The organism is Bifidobacterium animalis subsp. animalis ATCC 25527, assembly GCF_000260715.1.
Taxonomy (GTDB): domain Bacteria; phylum Actinomycetota; class Actinomycetes; order Actinomycetales; family Bifidobacteriaceae; genus Bifidobacterium; species Bifidobacterium animalis.
In genome coordinates this window covers 846910-872462 of the sequence record NC_017834.1, presented here as the reverse complement: position 1 = coordinate 872462, position 25553 = coordinate 846910, and the positions used below count along the sequence as shown (strand labels likewise).

The following is a 25553-nucleotide window of genomic DNA, read 5'->3' as shown; positions in this document are numbered from 1 at the left end:
TCTTCCCCGTCGCGGAATTGAGCCCCATCAGCCGACGACTATCTGGCCTTCTGGGTAACGGACCACGTCGAGTTCCTTCGGCCTGCTCACGGCGTAGGCCAGCGTCATCGGGCCCAGCCGCCCTACAACCATGGCGGCAGCCAGCACATAGAGCGACGCAGGATTGTTCTCCTGGGCCACACCCACCGTGTAACCGCCCAGACCGAAAGCCGAGCAGGTGTCGAACATGGCATGGCTCAACGAGGAGTCCGTGATGAGCATGAGCGCCACCGAGGCGATGAACACCAAGGCGACACAGGAGGCCGTAATCGAGATGGCGGTCATGATCACATGCTGCGGTATGCGTTTGTGGAATGCATTGACATCGGTATGGCCGGTGAACGCGGCCTTGCACACCAGCAGAATCACAGCCAGGGTCGTGACGCGTATGCCACCCGCCGTCGAAGTGGAGCCTCCCCCGATGAACATGACAATGCTCATGAACACCTTCGTGCACTCCTTCACCCCCGGCACCCAGGACAGATCGAAGCCGCTGCTCCGCGGCATCACGGCAGCCACCATCGCACGCCGCATGCGGGTGTCTACATCACCGTCCTTGAATAGGACCGGATTATCCCATTCGACGGCAAGGAACCATATCAGTGACATGAATACGATGGCGAAGGTCATGATCATCGTGATCTTGGTGTGCAGCGACCAGTGCTTCGGTGATTTGTGCATGCGCGCCGTACGGAAAATGTTGAGCAGCACGGGGAAGCCGAGCGTCCCGCAGAAGGCGCTCATCATGATCGGCAAACCAACGGCCCAATTGTTCACGTACAGACCCGCACCATCGGGTGTGAATCCCGCATTGTTGTATGACATGACAGCGAAGAACAACGACTCCCACAATGTGCGCCCCACGTTCCCCTTGTTTACGGAGAGCAATCCCGGGAACAGTGCGAAGAACGTGACGACCTCGATGACGAGCGTGGTCATGAGCACCACCTGCAGCACGCCGCGGATCTCCGACAGCTTGTTGGTGCCGAGTTCATTCGCCGCCAGCAACCGTTGCATGGCTTTCAAATGGTGGTTGACGGCCAGGGCAATGAGCGAGGCGAAGGTCATGACGCCCAAGCCTCCCATCTGCACCGAGAAGATCAGCACCACCTGCCCGAAGATCGTCCAATGGTCCGTCGTGTTCACCACTGAGATGCCGCAAGTGGACAGAGCTGAGACCGCGGTGAAGAACGCGGTTGAGAACGTGCTCTTCTTCCCCGGTTGGGTGGCGATGGGTAGGCACAGCAACGAGGTCGAGATGGTCATAAGTGCAACGAAATAGATGATGGTGAGACGACCCGGATGCGAGTTCAGGCGATATGACAACGAGCGGCTGTGCGGATTGCGCTCCTCATAGGCGTTGCGTTCGAAGGTGTCACCAGAGAACCACCAACCGAATCCCTTGGAGGTCTCGGAGTTGGATGCCGATTCATCGAACAAGAGATTGGCCATGCGTCCTCCTGTTCGTCACCGGTCAATTTCGTCTGTGGGCAGGTCTGGGTCGCGGCGCGCCCGCAGCGGTCCATGCCGCGAAACGGGACGCGACGGCACCTGTTTGCATAAGCCATTGTAGGAACACAAGGGACCAAAAGCGAATTCACCGCTCATCGAAACAGATGCCTGTCAGGAGGTGTCGCCCCAACTCCTCGCAGGAATCCCGCACCGCCGACGCTCGCCACGTTTTATATTCCATAACGCAGCATATAGAATCACGACGATTGCGACATACGCAGATAGAGAAGATATTCGGCATTGCCATGGGTGCCTTCGATCGGAGAGGGAGCGCTCGCCACAACCTGCAGACCGTGTTCGCGCGCACAGCGTTCCACCCGTTCGAGTGCCTGCTCTCGCAACGACGGATCGGTGACGATGCCGTTCTTGCCCAGTCTCCCCTTCTGTCCCACTTCGAACTGCGGCTTCACCAGCAGCACAATCTGTGCGGCAGGTGCCGCCACCTCGGCAATGGCGGCCATCAGATATGTCAGGGAGATGAACGAGACGTCGGAGACAATGACGTCCGGCCGATATGGCAGGTCGTCGACCCCCACATACCGCATGTTCACTCCGCTCATCTCGATGACACGTGGATCGTCGGCAATACGTGGATCAAGCTGCCCGTGGCCGACGTCGAGCGCGATCACCTGTGCGGCTCCCCTACGCAACAGCACATCGCAGAATCCTCCCGTGGAGGCACCGATATCCAGGCAATGCTTGCCTTCAACCGAGGTGAATCCCGCTGGCGCGAACGCGTTGAATGCTCCCAGCAGCTTGAGTGCACCGCGCGACACATAATCGTCTTCCATGGCCATGTGCACACTGATGGTCGATTCCGGCTGCACTGCGTATGCCGGCTTTGTCTGTGGATGCCCGTTGACGTGCACCTTGCCTGTTTTGATCAGACGTTGTGCCTTGGATCGCGATTCACCTGTCGCATTGGCGACCACGACGTCGAGACGCTCTTCGCGCATCCCCGTGTGTTCATATTCCATATGGGTCATGCTGATTCATCCACGACACGCAGGCAGGCTCACTCGCCGAGACTGAATTCAGGCAATGTGAATGCAGCGACATCCTGCCCGCTGTCCGCGGCTTGCCAAGTCAAAGCGCAGGCCGCCCGCAGCGCATTGACATCGTTGGGGTCGTTCACGGTGAGTCGCCGATGGGTCAGACTGGCCTGCGCTTGCGCGCAGGTTGCCCGAGTGCCGGCTTCATCCACGTCGATTTGTGGGTATGCCTCATTGAGACCGCGCAAATCACGCACAATGTAGGTGGGGCGCAGATGCTTCGGGGCGCACATCAGTTCGGTCGGATTCGTCACACCGGTGAGCACGGCCAGTGAGTCATAGCCACCGCGGTTGCCCGCCTCGATGTCGGTGTCGAGGCGATCCCCGATTGCCAGGCTCCTTGCTTTGCAGACCGGTTCTGTGTCGCCTTGCGCGGCAAGTTCGCGTGCTTCGTCATACATGGCCGATTCCGGTTTGCCCGCCGAGGCGATGGGTTGCACGCCGGTGGCATTGATGACTGCCTGAATCATTGAGCCGCAACCTGGTGCGATGCCAGCTTCGCGTGGAATCGTCAGGTCTCGGTTCGTCACGAAATACATGGCGCCGTTCTCGACGGCGAATGACGCCTCCGCCAGCATCTGCCAAGTCATCTGCGGGAACCATCCCTGAATGACCGCCGTCGGATGATCGCTGGCGTATTGCACTGGTGTCAGGCCGGCTTTGCCCACCTCGTCCTGCAGGTGTTCCGCGCCCACCACCAACACTTTGGCACCCTGAGGTACATGCTTGAACACCATGCGTGCAGCAACGACCGACGAAGTGATGACCTGCCAGGGCTCCACGTCCAGTCCGAAACCACGCAATTGGTCGGCCACGACAGACTGCATCCGCGATGAATTGTTCGTCGTGTATTCAATGGTCATGCCGAGATGTTCGGCCTGACGAATGCTTTCGGAGGCAAAGGCCACCGGATCCTTGCCTCGATACACGACCCCGTCGAGGTCGAGCAGTGCCAAGGAATACGTCTGGCTCAACGGTGCTTCGGTGGCCTTCAACAATGTCACTCCGTCTCTTCCTTGATCTCCTCTTCGGAATCGCCGATCTCGGCGTCCTCCTCGTCGATGTCGTCCTGCGCATCCGTCAGATCGGGATCTGCCATCAGACCATCCTCGTCGCGACGAGTGTTGCGCTCCTGCATTTCAGCCGGTTCAATGTCCATTTCGGCCCCTGCACGCTGCTCCTCGGCGGGGATGCGCGTCTCATCGTCCATGTTCACGCCATCCTCATCGTCGAACGGCGCATACTGGGCGTCATCTGGGGTGACACCCAGCTTGGCCTGCAGATCCTCTGGAAGATCCTCGACGTCGTAGTCCACCACGAAGTCATCGTCGGTCTCATCCTGTTCGACATCGGCATAGCGATCCTCGAGATCGTCAATGAGCTCATCCATCGCCACGGCCTCGTCACTGCGTCCCGATTCCTCGAGGAAGTACTGCTCGGCCTGGGCGGCACGCATACGGTATTCGCCTGCAAGGCCCTTGGCATGCACGAGCTTGGACACGACCTCAATGGCCTGGTTCCACAACTTGAGATCGGCCAGGGCACCGGCGTAAACCAAGAACATCTCGGCCTTCGCCTCACCGGTGAGATGCTTCGCGTCATCACCCATGCACAGCTCGATGGCCTTCTTGGGCTTGCCGAGGCCACGCTCGCAATCGGCCATGAACGGCAGGTAATCCAAGTAGCCGTTCATGCGGAATGCTGTCTGGAATTCGCGCAATGCAAGCTTGTAGTCACCCTGACGATACGCGATCATGGCGAGCGTTTCGCGGGCGATGTCGACACGGGACGCCTGCTTAGCGGCCCACTTCGCATGGGACAGGGCGCGGTCGGGATCGTTTCCCTCCAAGGTGTAGGCAGCCAGGATGTGTAAGCCGATGTTTTCGGCATGCTCCTTGGACAGGCCGCGCAGTCGCTCACGCTCGTCCTTGCTGAGCATGCTCCATTCGAGCCCCTTCGGCAGTTTTGGCTCTCCTGGGCGCAGATGGTCGTATGGGTTCTGCGAGGGGAAACTCACCGTCCCATCGGAGTTCCTGCGCGATTTCGACATGTACTCATCGCGCTTGCGATCGTGATATGCCTGACGATTCTCGCGGTTGAACTCGCGACGTTCGTTGCGGTTGTTGCGGTCGCCATGACGGTCGTTGCCGTGGCGGTCATCATCGCGGTTATAGCGCGGGTTGTTACGGCGGTCATTGTTATGGCCGGTATGGTCGAAGCGGTCATATCGACGCTCGCCATCATGACGCCCGTTGGAACGATGGTCGTTATCATGACGGAATCCGCGATGTTCACCATCCCGGCGGTTGTCGTCGCGATTAAAACGACGATCGCCATCGTTGCGGCGCCTGAAACCGCCATTGCCGCGGCGTTCATCATCGCGGCGGAATCCGCGGCGCTCTCCGTTGCCGCGACGGCTGCCATCACGGGAATCGCGACGGTCGTCGCGGCTGTAACGGCCGTTGCCGTTGCCATCCCGACGGAACTCACCGTCACCCTCATGGCGGTAGCCGCGATCATTGCGGTTATGGGAGTTAAAGCGGGAACCGGAATTGCCGCCACGGTGGAAACCACCGCCATTGCCACGGCCACGGGGGCCGGAATTGCCCCTCGAGTTACCGTAGGAACGCCCACGGGAGTTATTCGAATTGCGCGAACCACGTTCGTCTGCCATGTTGCACCTCTGCGTAAGAGACGGGCCTTTGCCCGCCTTCGTGTTCTGGGTCTAAGTCTAACGGATGCAGGCCATGCAAGCCTGTTTTCTTCTATGCGTCAAAAGCCGATGCGGCCAATGGCGTCAGGCACGGCATCAGCTGCGTGCCACAACACCGAGGGCCTTCTTGCCACGGCGCAGCACCACGAACCTGCCTTTGAGGAAATCACCATCGCCGAGCAACTGCTCCTCATCTTCCACACGCACATTGTTCACGTACACGCCACCGGACTTGATCGTCTTGCGCGCCTCCGAGATGGACTTGAACAGCCCGGCACTCACACCGGCCTGTGCAATCCGGTCTCCAGGAAGGGCCTGTGCGAACACTTTTTCCCCCGCCTCATTCTCGACTTTGAGACCGTCAAGCACACTTTCCAGGGTCTCCAAATCGATGTCGGCGGGATCGCCGCCGCGGCCGAACAACGAGGCCGAAGCGTCAATGGCCTTGCGGGTGGGCTCATCGCCATGCACCAAGCTCGTGACTTCCCAGGCAAGCACCCGCTGTGCCTCACGGGCACCCGGATTCGTGTCGGTGGCCTCGACAAGGCGTTCGATCTCGGCCTTCGGCAGGAACGTGAACGCCTTGAGCAGGCTGGCCATCTCGGCATCGGGACGATTGAGCCAGAACTGGTAGAACTTGTAGACGGAAAGCATGTTGGGGTCAAGCCATACCGCATTGCCTTCCGATTTTCCGAACTTCTTGCCATTGGCGTCGGTGATGATCGGGCTGGCCATCACGTTGACATTGACGCCGCGAACCTTGTGAATGAGATCGAGACCGGAGGTCAGGTTGCCCCACTGGTCGGAACCGCCGAGCTCGAGCACGCAGTCGTAATGGTCGTACAGGTGCAGATAGTCGTTGCCCTGCAACACCTGGTAGCTGAATTCAGTGAAGGAGATGCCCTCTTCGGAATTCAAGCGACGGGCGACGATGTCCTTCGAGATCATCGTTCCCACGCGGAAGTTCTTGCCGACGTCACGCAGGAAGTCCAATACGTTCATCGTGGCGGTCCAGTCGTAGTTCGAGACGAAGGTGACGGGATTGGAGCCCTCCTGTTCAAGGATGCCGCCAATCTGGATGCGCAAACGCTCACACCACTGTTCCACTATGTCCTTGGGGTTGAGGATGCGTTCGCCGGACTGACGTGGATCGCCGATCAAACCCGTGGCGCCACCCACCAATGCGATCGGATGATGACCGGCTTCCTGAAGGTGGCGCATGATGATGAGCTGGACGAGGTTGCCGATGTGCAGCGACGGCGCTGTCGGATCGAAACCGCAATAATAGTGAACCGGCTCTCCGTTGAGTGTGTGCGCAAGCCGATCCCTATCTGTGGACTGAGAGATCAAGCCGCGCCATTCCAATTCATCGAGCACGGAATCAAATCCGGCTTCCTTGAAATCGATGACGTGAGCCATACCTATTCTCCTCGTGTGTTGTGATCCCGCGATTGACGGGCAGTCTTAGTGTGTCATAGGTTCGCGACACTTGAAACCCTCTATTTGCTTAGGGTTTAGCGGCATGGAAACGGGAGGGCGACAGGGTCTCGCGTAGTGCGCACAGGGTATCGGCGATGTTGACGATGACTCCTTCGAGGTATTTCGGAGGAATGGGTGTGAGGGGGAACATGTGGGTGCGAATCGAGTTGGACACGATGTCGTCGAGTTCGAAGTCGGCACGGGCGTTGCGTTCGGCAGTATACGGATGCCGGAAACCATGCAGCCTGTGCGATCCGTTGTCTTTCTCATGCCAATCGTAGAGGAAGTAATCGTGGAGCAGCGCGGCCCGGACAAGCGAACGCAGGTTCACATGATGCCAAAGGTGGAGGCGATCTGCGATTTTCACACTCAGACAGGCCACGGCGATGGAATGCTCATAGGTGGTCACGGCACCATGCTGCAACGAGTTCCTCTCGATCTGCATATGCTCATGGGAGAGAATATCGGCACCATATGCGTTTACGATGGCATGGATTCCGCCGTCATCAAGCATGCCGTCTCCTTCGCCCTGGTATGTGCCGGCATATGCGGCGAGTTGCATATGCGATGCATGCGCTTTTCCAATATAATCGGATTCGATGTAGGTCGGCGGCATGTTCGTTCGCAGACAACGGTGTCTGCACATGCTTCCGGACGGAAAGGACGCTACGACTGGCATCAGGGTTGCAATCGTGACTGGGACGGCGCGCGGCATCGGACGCGGCATCGCCGTCAAACTCGCCAAAGACGGCTTCGACGTCGCCGTGGCTGACCTCGAGGGTCAGCGGCAGGAGGCCGAGGAGACGATCCACCAGATCGAATAGGAGGGACGCCGGGCATTCTTCCGCCCTACCGATGTATCACAGCGTGATCAGGTATTCGATTTGGTTGACGATACCGTAAATGAGCTCGGCACGCTGGATGCCATGATCAACAACACTGGCATATGCCAGATCAAGCCGATGCTCGACGTTACGCAAGAGGAGCTTGAGACGATTTACCGCATCAACCTGTTCGGCATGGTCTATGGTGTGCAGGCGGCGGCGAAGAAGATGATCGAGCTCGGCAAGAAGACCGGGCACATCGTCTCCGCATCCTCGATCGCCGGGTTCGAGGGCTTCCCCACCCTGTCGGCATACAGCTCGACGAAGTTCGCGGTGCGCGGGTTCACGCAGGCCGCAGCGCAGGAGCTCGCCCCGTACAACATCACAATCAACGGGTATGCTCCGGGCATTGTGGCCACACCGATGTGGACGTTCATCGACGAGGAGATGAGCAAGCTCAACGGCAAACCGCTCGGACAGAATTTCAAGGACATGGTCGACACCATCGCATTGAAGCGCTGTGAGACTCCGGATGACGTGGCGGGTGTGGTTTCATTCCTCGTCAGCAATAATGCCCGCTATGTGACAGGTCAGACCGTCATTGTCGATGGCGGCATGCAGTACCGCTAGCCAGTTCAGCACTGCATACGGCGATGGGGTGCGACAGGCAATCCGGCCCGCACCCCATCGCCGCTTCATATGCTATCGGTCACTCATTGCTTATTGAGCGAGCCGCAGGGCTTGTAGGCTATGCCGTCGCTCTTCACCTGGAAGAAGCTGCGAAGCTGCTCGATGAGCGTCTTGGCGCTCATGATCTGCTCGCGAACACGATTCGGCGCGGTGCCGCCCTTGCCGGCTCGGGCCGATACCGATCCTTCGGTGGAGAGCACTTCCCGAACCTCCACCGCGACATCCGGTTCGACGAAGCCACGGAAAATCTCAATGAAATCGTCATCGGAAAGATCCCATAGCTCCACCCCCCTGTTTTCCGCCACCTTGACGCACGCGCCGGAAAGCTCATGGGCATGGCGGAAGGGCACACCGTTCTTCACCAACCATTCCGCAATGTCGGTGGCCAACGCGAATCCGGTGGGAGCTTCCTCCTCCAGCCGCTGCTCATCAAAGCGCATCGTACGAATCATGCCCGTGAATGCGGGCAGCAGCACTTCGAGCGTGTCGACCTGATCGAACACCGCTTCCTTGTCTTCCTGAAGGTCGCGCGCATAGGCTGTGGGCAGACCCTTGAGCGTGGCAAGCAGGCCAGTGAGGTCGCCTATGAGACGGCCAGCCTTGCCTCGGGCGAGTTCGGCGATGTCTGGATTCTTCTTCTGAGGCATGATCGACGAGCCAGTGGAATAGGCATCGTCAAGCTTCACGAAACCGAACTCCTGGGTATTCCAGATGATGATCTCCTCCGACAGACGCGAGATGTCGACACCTGCCATGGCCATGACAAATGAGAACTCGGCAACGAGATCGCGACTTGCAGTGCCATCGATCGAATTCTCCGTCACGTTGGTGAAACCGAGCTCCCGGGCCACGGCCACGGGCTCCAATCCCAACGTGTTACCGGCGAGGGCTCCCGAACCGTATGGGCTGGCGTCCACGCGCTGATCCCAGTCGTGCAGACGCTCCACGTCACGCAGCAACGGCCAGACATGGGCCATGAGCTGATGTGCAAGCAGCACGGGCTGGGCATGCTGCATATGGGTGCGCCCCGGCATCACCGTATGGCCGGCGTCCTTGGCCTGCACAATAAGCGCATCGGCAAGGTTGAGCAGCTGGTTTGCGACCACGCGGGCATGACGGCGCATCCACATGCGGATGAGCGTGGCGATCTGGTCGTTGCGCGAGCGGCCGGCACGAAGCTTGCCACCCAATTCGTCACCGGCAATCTGCAGCAGGCCGCGCTCCAATGCGGTGGCTTCGTCCTCGTCGTCGTCAATCGGCGTGAATTCACCGGAATCCACCTGACGCTGCAGTTCATCCAATGCGGCTTCCATGCGCTGCAACTCATCTGCGGTGAGCAGGCCTGCACGCCCCAGAGCGCGGGCATGGGCACGGGAACCGGCTATGTCATCGTCAGCGAGACGCCAATCGAACTGAGTCGACTTGCTCAGCAATGCGAGCTCGGGCGAGGGGCCGGACGAGAATCGCCCTCCCCACAAAGCCAGGTGATCGTGGGATTCGGGCTTGTGATCGTCGCTCATATCTCTCCTTTTGCGAAGACGGCCATGCCGTCCGTGTTGGCTTGGAATACGAAAGAAGAGGCGTTTTCACGCCTCTTCCCCGCATAAGCATTCCATGGGAACTGCGCCGTGAGACTACTCTACGTCGTTCTGCGGAACTTCGATGCCGTTGCCGAAGCGAACATCCCGGGCTGCAGCGACCTTCGTCGGCAGTCCGTAGATCTCGATGAAACCGTTCGAAGCGTTCTGGTCGAAGGTGTCACCGGAATCGTAGGTGGCGAGATTGTAGTCGTACAACGAGCTGTCGGAACGGCGCCCCACCACCACGGCACGGCCGCCGTGCATGACCATGCGAATCTCACCGGACACATACCGCTGGGTGTCATTGATGAACGCGTTGAGCGAATGCACGGCCGGGGAGAACCATTGCGCATCATAGACCAGTTCGGCCCAGCGCTTGTCGATGTCGCGCTTGATGCGATGCTGCTCACGTTCGAGACACATGTTCTCGAGTTCCTCGTGGGCCGTGATGAGAGCGATGGCACCAGGTGCCTCGTAGAGCTCACGGGACTTGATGCCCACCAGGCGATCCTCGATCAGATCGACACGGCCGATGCCCTGAGCACCGGCACGGCGGTTCATCTCCTCGATGGCCTGCAACGGCGTCACCTCGCGACTATCGATCTTGACCGGCACACCTTCCTTGAATTCGATGACCACTTCATCTTCGACCGGCGGGAAGTCCGGATCGTCGGTGTAGGAATAGCAGTCTTTGGTGGGCGCATTCCACGGGTCCTCAAGGAAACCGGTCTCGATGGCGCGACCCCACACATTCTGGTCGATCGAGAACGGGCTCTTCTCGGTCTGCACAATCGGCAGGTCATGCTCATTCGCATAGGCGATCTCGACATCACGGGTGAGCGAAAGATCGCGAATCGGGCTGATGGCCTTGAGCTCCGGGTCTATGGACTGAATCGACACCTCGAAACGAACCTGATCGTTGCCCTTGCCCGTGCAGCCATGGGCGATCGTGTCTGCACCGAACTGGTGCGCCGCACGAACCAGATGCTTGGTGATCAACGGGCGGGAGATGGCGGAGACCAGCGGATAGACACCCTCATACATGGCATTGGCCTTCAGGGCCTGCATGCAGTATTCATTGGCGAATTCGTCGCGGGCGTCGACAATATATGCCTCGACGGCACCGCAGGCCAGAGCGCGCTCCTTGATCGTCTCAAGGCTCTCACCACCCTGTCCGACGTCCAGAGACACTGCCACGACATCTTTGCCTGTGCGGTCTTTGAGGTATGGGATCGCCACGGAGGTGTCGAGACCTCCCGAATATGCCAGCACAATACGGTTCTTGTCGCTCATATTCAGCCTTTCACAATTGCAGTTGATATTACAACTATATACAGCTTACTGTATATTTATTCATTTTCGACACGCAGTCTCACGATCGGGACGAGATTCTGAGCATCCATTCGGCTCGGCGGCCAGCTGTGTCGTCATCCGAACAGATGATGAGTATCGTATCGTCGCCGGCGATCGTTCCCAGCACCCCATCAATCGAATGCTTGTCGATGCCGCTGGCCACGTACTGTGCGGCGCCGGCCGGCGTGTGTACGATCACGAAATTCGAAGCGTGGGCCACGGAGACGACAAGACCGGTGAGAATCTTTGCAAGCTGCTGCTCACCCCGTCCCTGACCATTCGATTCAGGCACGGTGGCCAGGGGGACCTGATCGGCCACAGCGTAGGCAATGGTACCGTCGGCGAGTCTGGTCTTCGCGGCGTTCACCTCATCGAGATCACGGCTCATTGTCGCCTGCGTGACGGGGAAGCCCTCCCGTGCAAGCAGTTCCGACAACTGCGCCTGTGACGTCACCACATTGTCGGCCAAAAGTTGACGCACCATCTGCAGACGCGCTGCACGCGTGCTCGGTCGGCCGACACCACTTGCGCCGTTGCTTGACTCCGATCCGGTCTGTTCACTCAACTGCGTACTCCTTAATCTTTCAGCTCAGCAGACTCTCATCACCACGCTGCTTGCCGATGAGCCATGTCAGCAGTGCCTTCTGCGCATGCAGACGGTTTTCCGCCTCATCCCAGACCACCGACTGCGGTCCGTCGATGACACCAGTGGTGACCTCCTTGCCGCGATATGCAGGCAGGCAGTGCTGGAAGAGCGCATCCGGCTTGGCCAGACCCATGAGACGTTCGTTCACCTGATATGGCCAGAACGGCTTCGAGCGAATCGCGTATTCGGCTTCCTCGCCCATCGAAACCCAGGTATCGGTGAAGATGCAATCCACATCGTCGACCGCCTGCTCTGGATCCACGGTCACCATGATGCTGCCACCCGTGGTCTCGGCGATGGCCCGGGCATCCTCGACGATCTTCTGGTCCGGCAGGTAGCCGTTCGGCCCTGCGACACGCACATCCATGCCGGCGACCGCGCCCGCAAGCAGGTACGAATTCGACATGTTGTTCGCGGCATCGCCCACATAGGCAATCTTCAGATTCTCCAGATTGTCCACGCCGCCCTTGAACTGCGCCAGCGTGAGGAAATCCGCGAGCACCTGGCAGGGATGGAACTCGTCGGTCAGCGCATTCACCACCGGCACGGTGGCGACACGTGCCATCTGTTCGACACGGGACTGCTCGAACGTACGCCACACAATGCCGTAAGCCATGCGTGTCAGCACTTCGGCGGTGTCGGCAACCGGCTCTCCGCGGCCAAGTTGCGAACCGGACTTGTCGATGACCAGCGGGTAACCACCCAACTCGGCCACGCCGATGGAGAAACTGGAACGCGTACGGGTGCTTGGCTTGTCGAAGATCACCGCCACACCCTGAGGGCCCTCGAAGGGTCGACGGTAGAACCGATCGGCACGGAATTTCATGCCGAGTTCGAGAATCTGCTTCTGCTCCTCATGGTTCACGTCGTCGTCGCGCAGCATATGACGCAGTTCGCCCATTGCAACACTTCCTTTGCTATAGATATTGGTTACCGATGCTCAGATAATCGTATGCGCCCACTGGCGCGGGTCGCTTGCGTATTTCAGTCATTGGGCAGGTCGGAGGGGATCGCAGCCAGTACGTGGACCGCCTCGTCAACATCGTTCTCGCTCACCACGAGCGGCGGTGCGAGACGTAGGGCGTTAGGTGCCACGGCATTAATGATGAGCCCGTGCTCCAATGCCCAATCCATTGCCGCATGCGCGCAGGGATGCGTAAGCACGATCGCATTGAGCAGCCCACGGCCACGCACGGATTCGAACAGTGGATTACCGCATGCGCGAATCTGCCGCCGCAGCTGTTCCCCGCGCGCCTCGGCGTTGACGAGCAGATCCTCACGTTCGATCACACCGATTGTCGCCAGTCCGGCGGCGGCGCCCAACGGGTTGCCCGCGAATGTGGAACCGTGGGTGCCTGGCGAGAACAGGGCGCTGAGCTCCTCGCCAAAGGCAATCATGCCTCCCATCGGGAATCCGCCGGCCACACCTTTCGCGAACGTGACCATGTCAGGCGTAATGCCCCCCAGATCGTCGCGTTGGAAGGCGAACCATTTGCCGGTGCGCCCCATGCCGGTCTGGACTTCATCCACGATGAGTTTGGCGTGGTGTTCGTCGCACAGACTCCTCACGCCGCGTACGAATTCGGGATCCAGCGGCAGCACGCCGGCCTCGCCTTGAATGAGCTCCATGATCACGGCCGCAACCGGTCCCGAGTCCGTCGCTTCGAATGCGGCACGCATCGCATCGAGGTCATTGGCCGGCACGAATTCGAAATTTGGCACCAACGGTTGGAACGGTTCTCGAATCGCCGGCTTCCAGGTTGCCGAAAGCGCGCCCATGGTACGACCATGGAACCCATGTTCCAAGGCGATGATGCGGTACGGCTTATCGGCACCCAGACTGCGGCCATAGAGCTTGGCGAGCTTCAACGCCGCTTCATTCGCCTCCGCCCCCGAATTGCCGAAGTACACATGGGAGCCCTGTGGCGCACCAGCGAGTTCGACGAGCTTGGCAGCCAAGGAGATTTGTGGTCTCGTGGCGAAATAGTTGCTCACATGGGCAGCCTGCGCGGCCTGTGCGGACACGGCCTCGATCCACGCGGGGTGTGCGTATCCAATGGAATTGACGGCTATTCCGGCGAGGAAATCGAGGTACTCGTTGCCATCGACGTCCCAAACATGGGTGCCTTGGCCATGATCGAGCACTCGAAGCGGCGTGCCGAACACATGCATATACACTTGCTCGTATTCGCCGATCAGTTCGGTGTCATGCGTCAGATCAATTTGTTCAGAGGTCATAGGAGCTCCTTAATTCCATACCCTCGCCGGGCTCCACCATAGTGCCCACACCGGCGGTGGTGAAAATCTCATTGAGAATGGAGTGCGGCTTGCGGCCGTCGATGATATGGGCCTGCTGCACTCCTCCATCGATGGCCCGTACACAGGCCTCCATCTTGGGACGCATGCCGGATTCCAATTCCGGCAGCAGGTCTCGTAGGTCCTCGACGCCGATGCGTCCGACCAGAGAGTTCTTGTCGGGCCAGTCGGCATACAAGCCGTCCACATCGGTGAGGATCACGAGTTTATGGGCACCCAGAGCCGAGGCCAGCGCGGCTGCCGCTGAATCGGCGTTCACATTCAGCACCTCGGTGGCATCGTCCTCGTTGGGGGCCACGGAGGAAACGACGGGAATGCGACCGGCATGGATGAGGTCGACGACGGCGGAGGCATCTACCCCCACCACATCGCCCACCAAACCGATGTCGGTGGGTTCGCCGTCGATGATCGGCTTGCGCTGGCTGGCCGAGAACAGGGCCGCATCCTCACCCGAAAGACCCACCGCCAAAGGTCCGTGGGCATTGATGAGCCCGACGAGCTCGCGTGACACCTTGCCGGTGAGCACCATGCGAACCACATCCATCGCCTCCGGAGTGGTCACGCGCAGGCCGCCCTTGAATTCCGAATGAATGCCCAACGCCTTGAGCATCTGGGAGATCTGGGGGCCTCCACCGTGCACGACAACGGGGTGGATGCCCACCTGACGCAGGAACACCATGTCTTCGGCGAAACACTCCTTCAAGTGGTCGTTCACCATGGCATTGCCGCCGTACTTGATCACAATGGTCTTGCCGAAGAACTCCTCCAGCCATGGGAGCGCTTCAATGAGTACCTCCGCTTTCTGATCGGGCCCCAGATCGGTATGCACATCGAGATGATACCCGGGTCCGCGCAATGGGCTTGCCATGAGTCACACTCAGCTTTCGTAATCCGCGTTGATATGTACATATTCGTGGGTAAGGTCGTCGGTCCACACGCAGGCTTCGCTCTCCCCGGCGTTCAGGTCGATGTCTATGTCGATCTCGCGCAGCGTCATGTCCACCTCGCTCCGGTCCCGGTCCGGACCGCCATTGGCGCAGATTCTCACGCCATTGATGGTGACTGAGACCTCGTTCGGATCGTAGGGGGCCACAGCGGCGGGAACGGTGCCGAGGGAACTGACCACACGACCCCAGTTCGGGTCATTGCCGCTGATGGCGCACTTGAGCAGGTTCGATGCGGCAACCGCTCGCCCGCACGCCAATGCGGCATCCTCACTGGTCGCACCGGTGACCCGGATTCGAATGTCATGGCTGGCGCCCTCTCCGTCACCGATGATCTGCCGCGCGAGACTGGAGCAACAATCGGCCACCAAGCCGTTGAATTCGTCGGGGTCCGGGGTGATTCCCGAGGCACCCGATGCCAACAGCAGCACGGTGTCGTTGGTCGACATGCAACCGTCCACATCGATGCGGTTGAAACTACGATCGACGGCGGCGGTGAGGGCGGCCTGCAGCTGACCTGCCGAGACGACGGCATCGGTGGTGATCACGCATAGCATTGTGGCCAGCTGCGGGGCGATCATGCCGGATCCCTTCACCATGCCGCCAATGCGGAATCCATTCGATCCCAGACGATTCACCGTTTTAGGCTTTGTGTCGGTGGTCATGATCGCATGAGCCGCGTCACTGCCTGCCTGGGCGCTGGAATCCAATGAGTCAAAGGCCTTCTGCGCGCCTTCGATCACTTTGTCGAGAGGCAGCAGTTCACCGATAAGGCCAGTGGAACACACGGCTATCTCCGACGGCTCCACATGCATCATCAACGCGACGGCTTCCGCGGTGCGCACCGTCTGCTGGTAGCCTTCCTCGCCCGTGCAGGCGTTGGCGCCTCCGGAATTGAGAATGACCGCCTTGAGCTCCCCGTCTGAGACCTGCTTGCGGGACCACTGCACGGGTGCCGCACAGAAACGGTTCGAGGTGAATACGCCTGCCGCGGCATTGAGCGGCCCGTTGTTGACCACCAATGCGACGTCCTGCTTGCCTGTCTGCGAGGAGATGCCGGCAACCACACCGGCCGCCTCGAATCCCTTTGCGAATGTAACGCTCACGGTGCCACTCCAATCTTGCTCAATCCTGTTGCGTCGTTCAGTCCGAATGCGATGTTCAACGATTCAATGGCCTGCCCCGCCGTCCCCCGGTTGAGGTTATCGATGGCGGCGAAGGCATGCAGTGTGCCGGATCGTCGATCGACAGCGACCTGCACATGGGCCGCGTTCGACCCGAGTACGTTCTGGGTGGCCGGCATGACGCCGGGATCCAGCACGAAGATGAATTCCTGACCTTCGTAGGCCTGCACCCAGATGTCATGGATCTGTTCATCGGTGAGCGCGAGGGCCTCATCGGTGAGCTTTGCACTCACCGAGGCCAGGATTCCACGTGACATCGGCACGAGAATGGGGGTGAACGCAAGCGAGAACATATCGGCCTGTGACGCACCACGTCCGGCTGCATGGGCGAAATTCTGCAGTATCTCCGGAATATGCCGGTGCGTTCCGCCAACCGAATATGGCGACGCCGACCCCATGGCCTCCGAAGCGAGCAGGTTAGTGCGCTTGAGGTTCTTGCCCGCACCGGAATACCCTACGGCCAGATCGGCGACAATGCTCTTCGTATCGACGAGCCCTTGGGCTATCGCAGGCTGCAATGCCAGAGTGGTGGCCGTCACGTTGCACCCTGGACCGGCGATGCGCTTGGCTCCGGTGAGTTCGCCGCGCTGACGAACATACTTGCCGTCGGAACCGATTCCAAGAATGAGCTCGGGCATGCCATAGGTCCAATGCGGGTAGAAATCTCCCCCATAATAGTCGTCCCACGCCTGATGCCGCTCAAGTCTATGATCCGCACCCAGATCGACCACCACCGCATCATCGTCGAGCTGCGTCGCCAAGACCCCCGAGGCTCCGTGAGGCAGCGCGAGGATGATCACGTCATGCCCGTTGAGCACGGCTGGCGTAGTGTCCTCCACAATCAGATCCGCGAGTTGCGGAATATGCGGCTGGTATTCCCCCAGTCGATGCCCTATGGACGAATGGCCGGCCACCGTCGTGACCTCGAAGGCCGGATGTGCGGCCAGGATCCGCAACGCCTCCCCTCCGGCATAGCCTGTGGCCCCTGCCACGGCAACCGTGTATTTCGTCATATGCTCTTCTCCCATGTCGACGTCATTACAACTTTGCCCATATCCTAACAAATATACAGTACATTGCATAAACATGCATGCCTGAATGATGTCAGAATATGGGCAAAGGAAATTTAACCGCTGGAATACTAAGCTTTTACGGAATCGGAGCCACCGGAACCATTATTCAAAGTATTCAACATTTGGTTGAGATATTCAGTTGGTGAGACACCTGAGACAAGGAAGTACAGCCACATGATTGTATAGAGCACGTTGATCACCAGCGCCGCCACAGCCAATCCATAGCCTTTCATATGGTAGATTTTCGTGCGACGCATGCTGAACCAACCGAAGAGCGCCGGCAACACCGGCAACGGGAGAATCAGCGCGAACACGAACGCGATGATGGCGCCCGGATCCCAATGCCCATACAGTGGATTCTGATTGGGATCGTCCGGGTTCATCTGGTTCATGCTGTTGATGAAGTTGGGGTCGTTCAGATTGAATGGCGGCTGGTTTCGTCCTCCATCGCCCTGACGTCCGGAACCGGGCTGGTTCTGAGTCTGGTACGGCAGTCCGGCCTGCTGCCCGTAGGCATTCTGTTGGGACGGCTGGCCATACTCGTTCCCCCGCTGGGCCTGGGCTCGCGCAGCGGCTGCCCCCAAAGCATCGTCGGTATCCGGATGCCCGTAGATATACGGGTCATAGGTGGCAGGGAACTGACTGTCCAAAGCGCCGTACTCCAGGCCATTGGAGGAACCGACGCTCGGCGGGGCGTCGTCGAAACGCCCATCGAGCACCAGACCCCTCACATCGTCCTGTGCGGCATCCGGATTGATCGCATGGCGTTCGCCGTGGGCGGTCGGAGCAGCATGATGCTGGTCGTTCGGCCCGTTCGGAACACCGTTGGGGGTGTCATGCTGCTCTTGTTCGCTCATTTCCCTACCTCATTTCATATGCCGGGATGCCTACCGACGCTAGGCACGCAACTGCGCACCAAGTGTAGCCGTCTTCTCAACAATACGCTGTCGGATTTCCTCACTGTCTTGCGACGTGAGCGTGCGATCCGGTGCACGGAATGTGACGGCATAGGCCAGTGACTTCTTGCCATCCCCTACCTGATCGCCCGTGTACACATCGAAGAGCTCGATGGATTCCAGCACATCGCCCACCGCCTGACGAATCGTCTCGGTGAGTTCGTGCGCCGTGACCGAGGTCGGCACCGTGAACGCCAAATCCTGCTTGACCGGCGGGAAGGTGGAGATCGGCTTCGCCTGAACCGGCTTGTTGCTCAGGGTGGAGAACAGAGCGGTCAGATCGATTTCGAATGCGGCGCTATGGCGTGGGAAACCGAGTGCATCGTCCACCTTAGGGTGGAGCTCACCTACAACACCGACCGGGGTGTCGCCAGCCATGATGCACGCGACGCGACCCGGATGCCATTGGGCACCCGCCTTGTCGCCGTCCGACTGGTCGAGCACGATCTTCGCCCCCAAACGATCGGCGATGCGATGCACAGCCTCGACGGCATCCGTCCAATCCGCAGGACGCTTGTCACCCAACCATCCATCGTCCTCGGCATTGCCGGTGAGAATGGCTGCAACGTGCAGCGGCTGCTCGGGCAACCCCGCATCAAGAGCCGCGAGCTGGTCGTCGCTGGGACGCTGTGCTCCGGGGAGGGCCGGAACAGCAGGAGCTTCAGGATCTGCCAGATATACATGCCCGAGTTCGTAGCAACAGATGTTCTCGAGACCGCGGTGCAGGTTTCGTTGCACCGCGGTCGCCAGCGTCAGCAGCACCTGCCGGCGCAGGAACGGGCGATCGCCTGCGAGAGGATTGACGATCTCGACACTCACCTTCTCGACCTCTTCCGGGTCGATTTGGAAGTTCTTGAAGTCCGCTTTGCCTACGAACGGGTAGCTGAGCACTTCCACCAGACCATATTCGGCAAGCTCGTCGGCCACCTGACGCTTGTGCAGCTGATCGTCGGTGAGTCCGACATGGCCTTCCACCGGGGCATGCGGGACTCGTACAGGAATACGGTCGTACCCATAGATGCGGGCCACTTCCTCCACCAGATCGCAGGCTGCGGTGAGATCGGGTCGCCAGCTGGGGGCCGTCACCGAGAATTCGCCGTTGCCACCTCCGGCGACACTGCATCCGATATCGGTGAGAATATCGCTGATCTTGTTGATGTCGAGATCGAGCGAGGTCAGTCGCTTCACCTCTCCGGCCTTGAAGGCGATCGGATGGCCACGCTTGACGTTGTTCACGTCTCGCGGGGTGTCGCTGGCCTTCGCATCACCGTATTTGGTAAGCAAGTCGACGGCCATCTGAGCCGCAGCGGGTTGGATCTGGGTGTCCACACCGCGTTCAAAGCGACGGGATGCTTCTGAGGGAATCTTGTGGCGGCGTGCGGAGCGTGCCACGGTGATCGGGTCGAAATGCGCTGCCTCAAGCAGAATGTTCGTGGTCTTGTCCGTCACCTCGCCATATTCTCCACCCATGACACCGGCGATGCCGAGAATGCGCGATCCCTGCTCGCCATTCGGGGAATCGGTGATGAGCAGATCCTCGGGGTCGAGGTCATGCTTCTTGCCATCCAATGTGACCAGCGTCTCACCAGCCTTGGCGCGACGCACGACGATCGGCCCGCTGATCTTGTCGAGGTCGTACGCATGCATGGGCTGCCCCAGATCGAGCATGACGTAATTCGTCACATCTACCGGCAGGCTCAACGAACGCATCCCCGCTCGCGACAGACGGTGACGCATCCAATTCGGTGTCGGGCTGCCTGGCTTGTAGTCATGAACCGCGCGTGCATAGAAACGGTCACATCCGACCACACCATGGATCGGATTGTCGTCATCAATGATCACATCGATGTCGTGCGCCTGACCGTTCTGGTCCTCAAGTTGTGGCGCACGCTCTTCAAGGGCGGCCACCGGATCGGTGAACTCCGCCCCGGTGGAGTTGTGGAACTCGCGTGCGATGCCGCGATACGAGAAGGCATAGCCGCGGTCGGGGGTCACATTGATCTCGAGGATCGGCTCGTCGAGATGCAGCAGGTGCATGGCATCATCGCCGGGTTGCAACGCCTCGTATTCCTCAGGCGTGAAGCCATAATCGCGCAGCAGTATGATGCCGTCATGGCTGTCGCCCAAGCCAAGCTCACGTTCCGAGGCGCACATGCCGTCGGAGATATGCCCATAGGTCTTGCGTGGCTCGATCTTGAAATCACCTGGCAGCACCGCGCCGGGCAGTGTGACGACGACCTTCTCGCCGGCTTTCATGTTCGGCGCGCCGCAGATGATGCCACGTGGCACCTTATTGCCGTGCTCGTCGACGTCGTTGTATTCTTCACCGACATCCACATGGCACCAGTTGATGACCTTGCCGTTCTTCTGCGGTTCAGGGGTGGCGTCCACCACATAGCCGACGACGATGGGACCCGTCACGTCGCTGGTGTGGATCTCCTCCTCCTCAAGGCCGACCCGTACCAGGTCACGGGCGAGTTCTTCATAGGTCTCGTTCTCCGGCACGGCCACATGCTCACGCAGCCAGCCCATATCTACCATTGGCATATTCTCACTCCCCCATCACGAACTGTTCACTGAAACGCACATCACCCTCGACGAGATCGTGCATATCGTTGATGTCATGGCGCAGCAGCAACGTGCGCTCCACGCCCACACCGAAAGCGAATCCGGTGTATATGTCCGGGTCGATGCCGGCTGAACGCAGCACATTCGGGTTGACCATGCCGCAGCCGCCCCATTCGATCCATCCGGGACCGCCCTTCTTGTCGGGGAACCACAGATCGAGTTCGGCGCTCGGCTCGGTGAACGGGAAATAGCTCGGACGCAGGCGGCTCTTGGCCTCCGGGCCGAACATCGCGACGGCGAGCTTGTCGAGCACGCCCTTGAGATCTGCCATGGTGAGGTTCTTGTCCACCGCCAGCGCCTCGACCTGATGGAACACCGGGGTGTGCGTGGCATCGAGTTCATCCGTGCGGAACACTCGTCCCGGGCATGCGATATACAGCGGCACGCCGTGGGAGATCAGCCCGCGCACCTGATCCGACGAGGTCTGCGTGCGCAGCACCATGTTGGAGCCGATGAAGCCTGCGGCATCCTTGGACTGGTTGCCCTTCACATAGAAGGTGTCCTGCATCTGGCGCGCTGGATGGTCCGGGCCGAAGTTCAGCGCATCGAAGTCGAACCATTCGGTCTCCACCTCAGGGCCGTCCGAAATCTGCCATCCCATGCCTACGAAGAAGTCCTCGACGTCCTCCATGAGCTTGGGCAGCGGGTGGCGGGCACCAAGCGGCTTGCGGCGAATCGGCAACGTCATGTCGACGGTTTCGGCGGCCAGCTCGGCAGCCTCCTGGGCCGCCTTCACGTTTGCCTCCTTCGTGCCATAGGCACGGCCGAAATCGGCACGCAGCTTGCCCATGACCTTGCCGGCTTCCTTCTTCTCATCCTTCGCCAACGAGCCGATCGCCTTGCTGGCCCTCGTCATCGCGGAATTCGCACCCGCGTACTTCGCTTTGATGGCTTTCAGTTCCTCCATCGTGGAGGCCTGTTCTATCGCGGCGATGCCTTCGGCGACGTCTTTGGACACCACATCGGCGTCGAATACTATGCCTTCTGCCACAAGAACCCTTTCCTACATCGTGCACACATATGCAAAACCCTGTTGCGACAATAGAGAAAGTCGCATCATTCCAACGGTTTACCGACTTCCCATTGTTTCAATACGACTCGACATGGCCAACGTGGTGAGCATCACCGCCGCACTGGTTCCCAGATTGAGCGATTCGGCTTTCCCGTAGATCGGAATGGAGACGCTCATCGCGCATTCGTCAAGCAGTTCCGTGGTGAGGCCACGAGCTTCATTGCCGAACAACACGGCCTTGGACCCCTCGACCAACTCTCTGTTGCGCAGCAGATCCGGCAGACTCACCGGAGGCTTGCCCTCGGTGCCGTACACGTCTGCGGCCAGCACGGTGGTGTCGCGCTCCCTGCACAGGTCAAAGAATGCCCGCTCATCCATGGCAAGCACCGGCAGATGGAACAACGAGCCGGTGGTGGCACGAATCACTTTCGGATTGAATATGTCCACGCAATCGCCCACCAGAACGACGGCGTCACAACCAGCGGCGTCGGCACTGCGGATCACGGTGCCTGCATTGCCGGGGTCGCGCACCTGCCAGAATGCGGCAAGGAACGGATGGGGGGTCTGCGGAACCCGTTCAAGCAGGTCACGGCAGGCATTCAGGTCGGCAACCGCAAACACCCCCTGAGCATCATGGGAAACCCTGTGCTCCACCTCCTGCGTCATCTTGTGCACATGGATCTGCTCTCCCATCGCCTCACCGGCAAGCTTGCCCAACGTGGCTGAGGCGATCGGGGAATCCGGTTCCGCACCATCGGTGCGCACATAGACATCCTGAATGATCTGCGGCTGCCATGTGAGCGCCTCGTGAACGCACTGCGGCCCTTCGATGAGGAACCTCCCCGCCTTCTGACGGTGCTTTCGGTTGGTGAGCTCGGCTATGCGGCGGATACGTTCCGCCTTGGTGTTCGTGAGTACCTGCTGATCTATGGGCATATCGCCAGCGTAGCGCGCGGTGCCCATTTTCAGAAAGCTCCCACCAAACTTACGGGAAGATGCCAGCGCGTTTGCCACTCCTCCCAACCCGCACCGGATACGCTATGGGCAAATGCACACCATTCCGATATTTGTATAAGGAGAGCCATATTCATTGTGCACAACGCCATACGGAATCTATGGCGCAACAAAGGACGCAGTGTGCTGATCATCATCGTGGTGACGATCATCGCCGCCGCTTCGACGATCGGCTTCGCCATTGTTCAGGCGGCACAACGCGCCCGTGCCTCTGCGTTGGAGAACACGACGATCAGCGCGCAAATCTCACTGGACCGAAACAAGATCATGCAATCCGCGAACTCCTCCGGGCAGAAGCCTGATATGAGCAGTTTCGGCAAGGCCATGCAGGAGAAGCAACTCACGCTCGACGACTATGAGCAGTACGCGAAATCCGAGTACGGCGTGAGCAGCTCGTATTACATCGAGACGAGTTCCGCAGCCGCAGTGGACGGAGGAATCGAAGCGGTCGACACGAACAACGGTTCCTCGCAGGAATCCTCAGACAACGCCAATTCAAGAACCGATACCGGGACCGCAGGAGCCGAAACCGAGGGCGCCATGCCGAATGACATGCCGCGGGACATGGGCGGTCAGAACGGCGGCCCGGCCATGACCACAGGCGACTTCTCGTTGGTGGGCTTCTCCAGCGACGAGGCACTGGAGAACGCACCGAACGGCTCGTTCACCATGGACTCCGGCAAAGCGTTCGACTATGATGCTTCCGACGGGAATCCGGTGCTCGTCTCGAAGACGCTTGCCGACGCGAACAATCTCAAGGTTGGCAGCATGTTCAACTCGCCAACGTCTCCGATTCGAAGAAGACCTACACGTTCACCGTGGCGGGCATCTATTCGAACACGCAGGAATCGAACATGCCGATGGGCGGCACCATGGCGTCGATCGCGAATGACGCCGCCAACGCAATCTATATGTCCGCCGCCACACTCGGCAAGATCGATCTCGACAGCACGAAAACCCTGAGCATCACCGATTCGAAGGACAATACGCGTGAGACCTCCGCCACCCAGTTGAGCTTCACATACGTCTTCGACGGCAAGACGGACTACGACAGGTTCACCGAGGAAGTGAAGAAAGCGGGACTCTCGGACGACTACACCGTCTCATCGATGGACATCGAACAGTACGAGCAGTCACTCGTGCCCATCGACAATCTCTCCAAATTCGCAAAGACGATGCTCATCGTCGTGCTTTCGGTGAGTGCGGTCGTACTGGTGATCCTCACGATCTTCAACATTCGCGAGCGCAAGTACGAGATCGGCGTGCTCACCGCCATCGGCGTGAAGAAGTGGAAGGTGTCCGCACAGTTCGCAGTCGAACTGCTCACCGTTGTACTCATCGGACTCATCGTCGGCACCGGGATAGGGGCATCGACCTCCGTGCCGGTATCGGATGCGCTGCTTTCCTCGCAGGTGGCTTCGCAACAATCACAGCAGGAATCCCGGCGAGCACAGTTCGGACGCGATATGCAAGGTGCCCCAGGCGCAGCACCGGACGGCAACGCTCAGTCTGCGAAACCGAATACCGACAATATCCAGGGCGAATCCGCGGAACCGAACGACGGGAAGCAGTCTCAAAGCGGCATGCCGCAAGGCCTGCAGCGCGCATCGAATGCAATCAAACAGGTGAATGCGACGGTGAGCTGGGCGACCATCGGATGGATGCTGCTCATCGGATTGGCGCTCACGCTTCTGGCTTCCGTCACCGCGGCGATATTCGTGATGCGTTACGAGCCACTGCAGATTCTCGCAGACCGTTCATGAACGGAATCCCCACCCACCTAACAGAATGGAACACCGGTGACTATGTATACCGAAACCGAAACACCCACCACGCATAGCGCCGCGGCGGGCGGCAAGATGCCCGCGCCGATTCTGCAGCTCAAGAACGTGAGCTATGCCTACGACAGAGGAGGACGCAATGTGCTCTCCGACATCAATTACACCTTCCCCAGCGGGTCGGTGACTGCGATCGTCGGCCCGTCAGGTGCCGGCAAAACCACGCTGCTGTCGCTCATCAGCGGATTGACCACACCCACCGGCGGCGAGGTGCTGTTCGAAGGGCGCAATCTGGCAAAGATGGACCGGTACAACTACCGCAGCCGCGATATCGGCGTGATCTTCCAGAGTTTCAACTTGCTTCCCGGTCTCACCGTGCTTGAGAATATCATGCTCACGATGGACGCGAGCGGTAAGAGATTCGACAGGCCGAAGCGCGACATTGCACTCGATCTGCTCAAGCAGGTGCATTTGCCCGAACGGTATGCAAACGAGCGCATCCTGCACCTGTCGGGTGGCGAACAGCAGCGCGTGGCAATCGCCCGCGCATTGAGCACGAACCCGCAAGTGGTGATCGCCGATGAGCCGACCGGCAATCTCGACCCTGCCACGCAGGACGACATCTTGCGTATCTTCCTTGAACTCGCGCATGAGCAGAACAAATGCGTGATCATCGTGACGCATTCACCCCAGATTGCCGAACGATCCGACCGCGTGTTCCCATTGAGCAAGCGTGATTGAGATCTGAAATATGCGAAGA

The 25553-nt window shown here is 59.5% G+C and carries 21 protein-coding genes and 1 pseudogene; 4 read left to right on the top strand and 18 right to left on the bottom strand.

All coding sequences use genetic code 11. From position 1 onward, the window contains the following. Window positions 1–27: 27 nt before the first annotated feature. The 6 genes from BANAN_RS03650 to BANAN_RS03625 form a co-directional block, all read right to left on the bottom strand. Window positions 28–1491: a TrkH family potassium uptake protein gene (locus BANAN_RS03650; protein ID WP_014697589.1), complete on the bottom strand. Its 1464-nt coding sequence runs from the start codon at window positions 1489–1491 to the stop codon at window positions 28–30. Window positions 1492–1748: 257 nt separating this feature from the next. Beyond that, a complete protein-coding gene (locus tag BANAN_RS03645) occupies window positions 1749–2537 on the bottom strand; it encodes a TlyA family RNA methyltransferase (protein ID WP_004218063.1) in 789 nt (262 codons plus the stop codon). 29 nt (window positions 2538–2566) lie between these two features. Then, a complete protein-coding gene (locus BANAN_RS03640) occupies window positions 2567–3607 on the bottom strand; it encodes an HAD-IIA family hydrolase (protein WP_014697588.1) in 1041 nt (346 codons plus the stop codon). Further along, on the bottom strand, window positions 3604–5277 hold the full coding sequence (locus tag BANAN_RS03635; RefSeq protein WP_014697587.1) for a helicase: 1674 nt from the start codon (window positions 5275–5277) through the stop codon (window positions 3604–3606). Before BANAN_RS03635 ends, BANAN_RS03640 begins: the two co-directional genes overlap by 4 nt. Window positions 5278–5412: 135 nt before the next feature. After that, entirely contained in the window at window positions 5413–6735 is a 1323-nt protein-coding gene (gene tyrS / locus BANAN_RS03630; protein ID WP_014697586.1) for a tyrosine--tRNA ligase, read from the bottom strand. A gap of 88 nt (window positions 6736–6823) precedes the next feature. After that, window positions 6824–7411, bottom strand: coding sequence for an HD domain-containing protein (locus tag BANAN_RS03625; protein ID WP_014697585.1), 588 nt, complete (start codon window positions 7409–7411; stop codon window positions 6824–6826). Between BANAN_RS03625 and BANAN_RS03620 the strand changes: the two are divergent. Next, a pseudogene (locus BANAN_RS03620) lies at window positions 7410–8249 on the top strand (acetoin reductase). The gene BANAN_RS03625 and the pseudogene BANAN_RS03620 sit on opposite strands and share 2 nt — an antisense overlap. Before the next feature lie 83 nt (window positions 8250–8332). Here BANAN_RS03620 and argH read toward each other — a convergent pair. From argH to BANAN_RS03560, 12 genes are all read right to left on the bottom strand, one after another. Continuing rightward, entirely contained in the window at window positions 8333–9829 is a 1497-nt protein-coding gene (gene argH, locus BANAN_RS03615) for an argininosuccinate lyase (RefSeq protein ID WP_014697584.1), read from the bottom strand. Between the two features lie 114 nt (window positions 9830–9943). Then, window positions 9944–11182: an argininosuccinate synthase gene (locus tag BANAN_RS03610; RefSeq protein ID WP_014697583.1), complete on the bottom strand. Its 1239-nt coding sequence runs from the start codon at window positions 11180–11182 to the stop codon at window positions 9944–9946. A gap of 79 nt (window positions 11183–11261) precedes the next feature. Next, window positions 11262–11807, bottom strand: a complete 546-nt coding sequence (locus tag BANAN_RS03605; RefSeq protein ID WP_014697582.1) for an arginine repressor — start codon at window positions 11805–11807, stop codon at window positions 11262–11264. A gap of 19 nt (window positions 11808–11826) precedes the next feature. Continuing rightward, window positions 11827–12789, bottom strand: a complete 963-nt coding sequence (argF, locus tag BANAN_RS03600) for an ornithine carbamoyltransferase (protein ID WP_014697581.1) — start codon at window positions 12787–12789, stop codon at window positions 11827–11829. An 83-nt stretch (window positions 12790–12872) separates the two neighbouring features. After that, window positions 12873–14126, bottom strand: a complete 1254-nt coding sequence (locus BANAN_RS03595; protein WP_014697580.1) for an acetylornithine transaminase — start codon at window positions 14124–14126, stop codon at window positions 12873–12875. After that, on the bottom strand, window positions 14116–15072 hold the full coding sequence (gene argB / locus BANAN_RS03590) for an acetylglutamate kinase (protein WP_004218079.1): 957 nt from the start codon (window positions 15070–15072) through the stop codon (window positions 14116–14118). The genes BANAN_RS03595 and argB overlap by 11 nt, the downstream gene beginning before the upstream one ends. Before the next feature lie 9 nt (window positions 15073–15081). Continuing rightward, window positions 15082–16254, bottom strand: coding sequence for a bifunctional glutamate N-acetyltransferase/amino-acid acetyltransferase ArgJ (gene argJ / locus BANAN_RS03585; protein WP_014697578.1), 1173 nt, complete (start codon window positions 16252–16254; stop codon window positions 15082–15084). Further along, on the bottom strand, window positions 16251–17345 hold the full coding sequence (gene argC / locus BANAN_RS03580; protein ID WP_014697577.1) for an N-acetyl-gamma-glutamyl-phosphate reductase: 1095 nt from the start codon (window positions 17343–17345) through the stop codon (window positions 16251–16253). Before argC ends, argJ begins: the two co-directional genes overlap by 4 nt. 128 nt (window positions 17346–17473) lie before the next feature. Beyond that, on the bottom strand, window positions 17474–18262 hold the full coding sequence (locus BANAN_RS03575; RefSeq protein ID WP_014697576.1) for a DUF4190 domain-containing protein: 789 nt from the start codon (window positions 18260–18262) through the stop codon (window positions 17474–17476). A gap of 39 nt (window positions 18263–18301) precedes the next feature. Further along, entirely contained in the window at window positions 18302–20908 is a 2607-nt protein-coding gene (gene pheT, locus BANAN_RS03570; protein WP_080571627.1) for a phenylalanine--tRNA ligase subunit beta, read from the bottom strand. Between the two features lie 4 nt (window positions 20909–20912). Beyond that, window positions 20913–21980 (bottom strand): phenylalanine--tRNA ligase subunit alpha, encoded by a 1068-nt coding sequence (gene pheS, locus BANAN_RS03565; protein ID WP_014697574.1) that lies wholly within the window; start codon window positions 21978–21980, stop codon window positions 20913–20915. 78 nt (window positions 21981–22058) lie between these two features. Further along, a complete protein-coding gene (locus tag BANAN_RS03560) occupies window positions 22059–22964 on the bottom strand; it encodes a TrmH family RNA methyltransferase (protein ID WP_014697573.1) in 906 nt (301 codons plus the stop codon). A 174-nt stretch (window positions 22965–23138) separates the two neighbouring features. Here BANAN_RS03560 and BANAN_RS08600 point away from each other — a divergent pair, with 174 nt between their 5' ends. The 3 genes from BANAN_RS08600 to BANAN_RS03550 are packed head-to-tail and all read left to right on the top strand — an operon-like array spanning window position 23139 to window position 25534. Continuing rightward, the gene (locus BANAN_RS08600; RefSeq protein WP_237705846.1) at window positions 23139–23978 is read left to right on the top strand and encodes a hypothetical protein; all 840 of its coding nucleotides are present in this window, start codon (window positions 23139–23141) and stop codon (window positions 23976–23978) included. Beyond that, window positions 23870–24778, top strand: a complete 909-nt coding sequence (locus tag BANAN_RS03555; RefSeq protein WP_237705845.1) for an ABC transporter permease — start codon at window positions 23870–23872, stop codon at window positions 24776–24778. Before BANAN_RS08600 ends, BANAN_RS03555 begins: the two co-directional genes overlap by 109 nt. Before the next feature lie 36 nt (window positions 24779–24814). Continuing rightward, the gene (locus BANAN_RS03550) at window positions 24815–25534 is read left to right on the top strand and encodes an ABC transporter ATP-binding protein (RefSeq protein WP_041776984.1); all 720 of its coding nucleotides are present in this window, start codon (window positions 24815–24817) and stop codon (window positions 25532–25534) included. The last annotated feature ends 19 nt before the right edge of the window (window positions 25535–25553 follow it).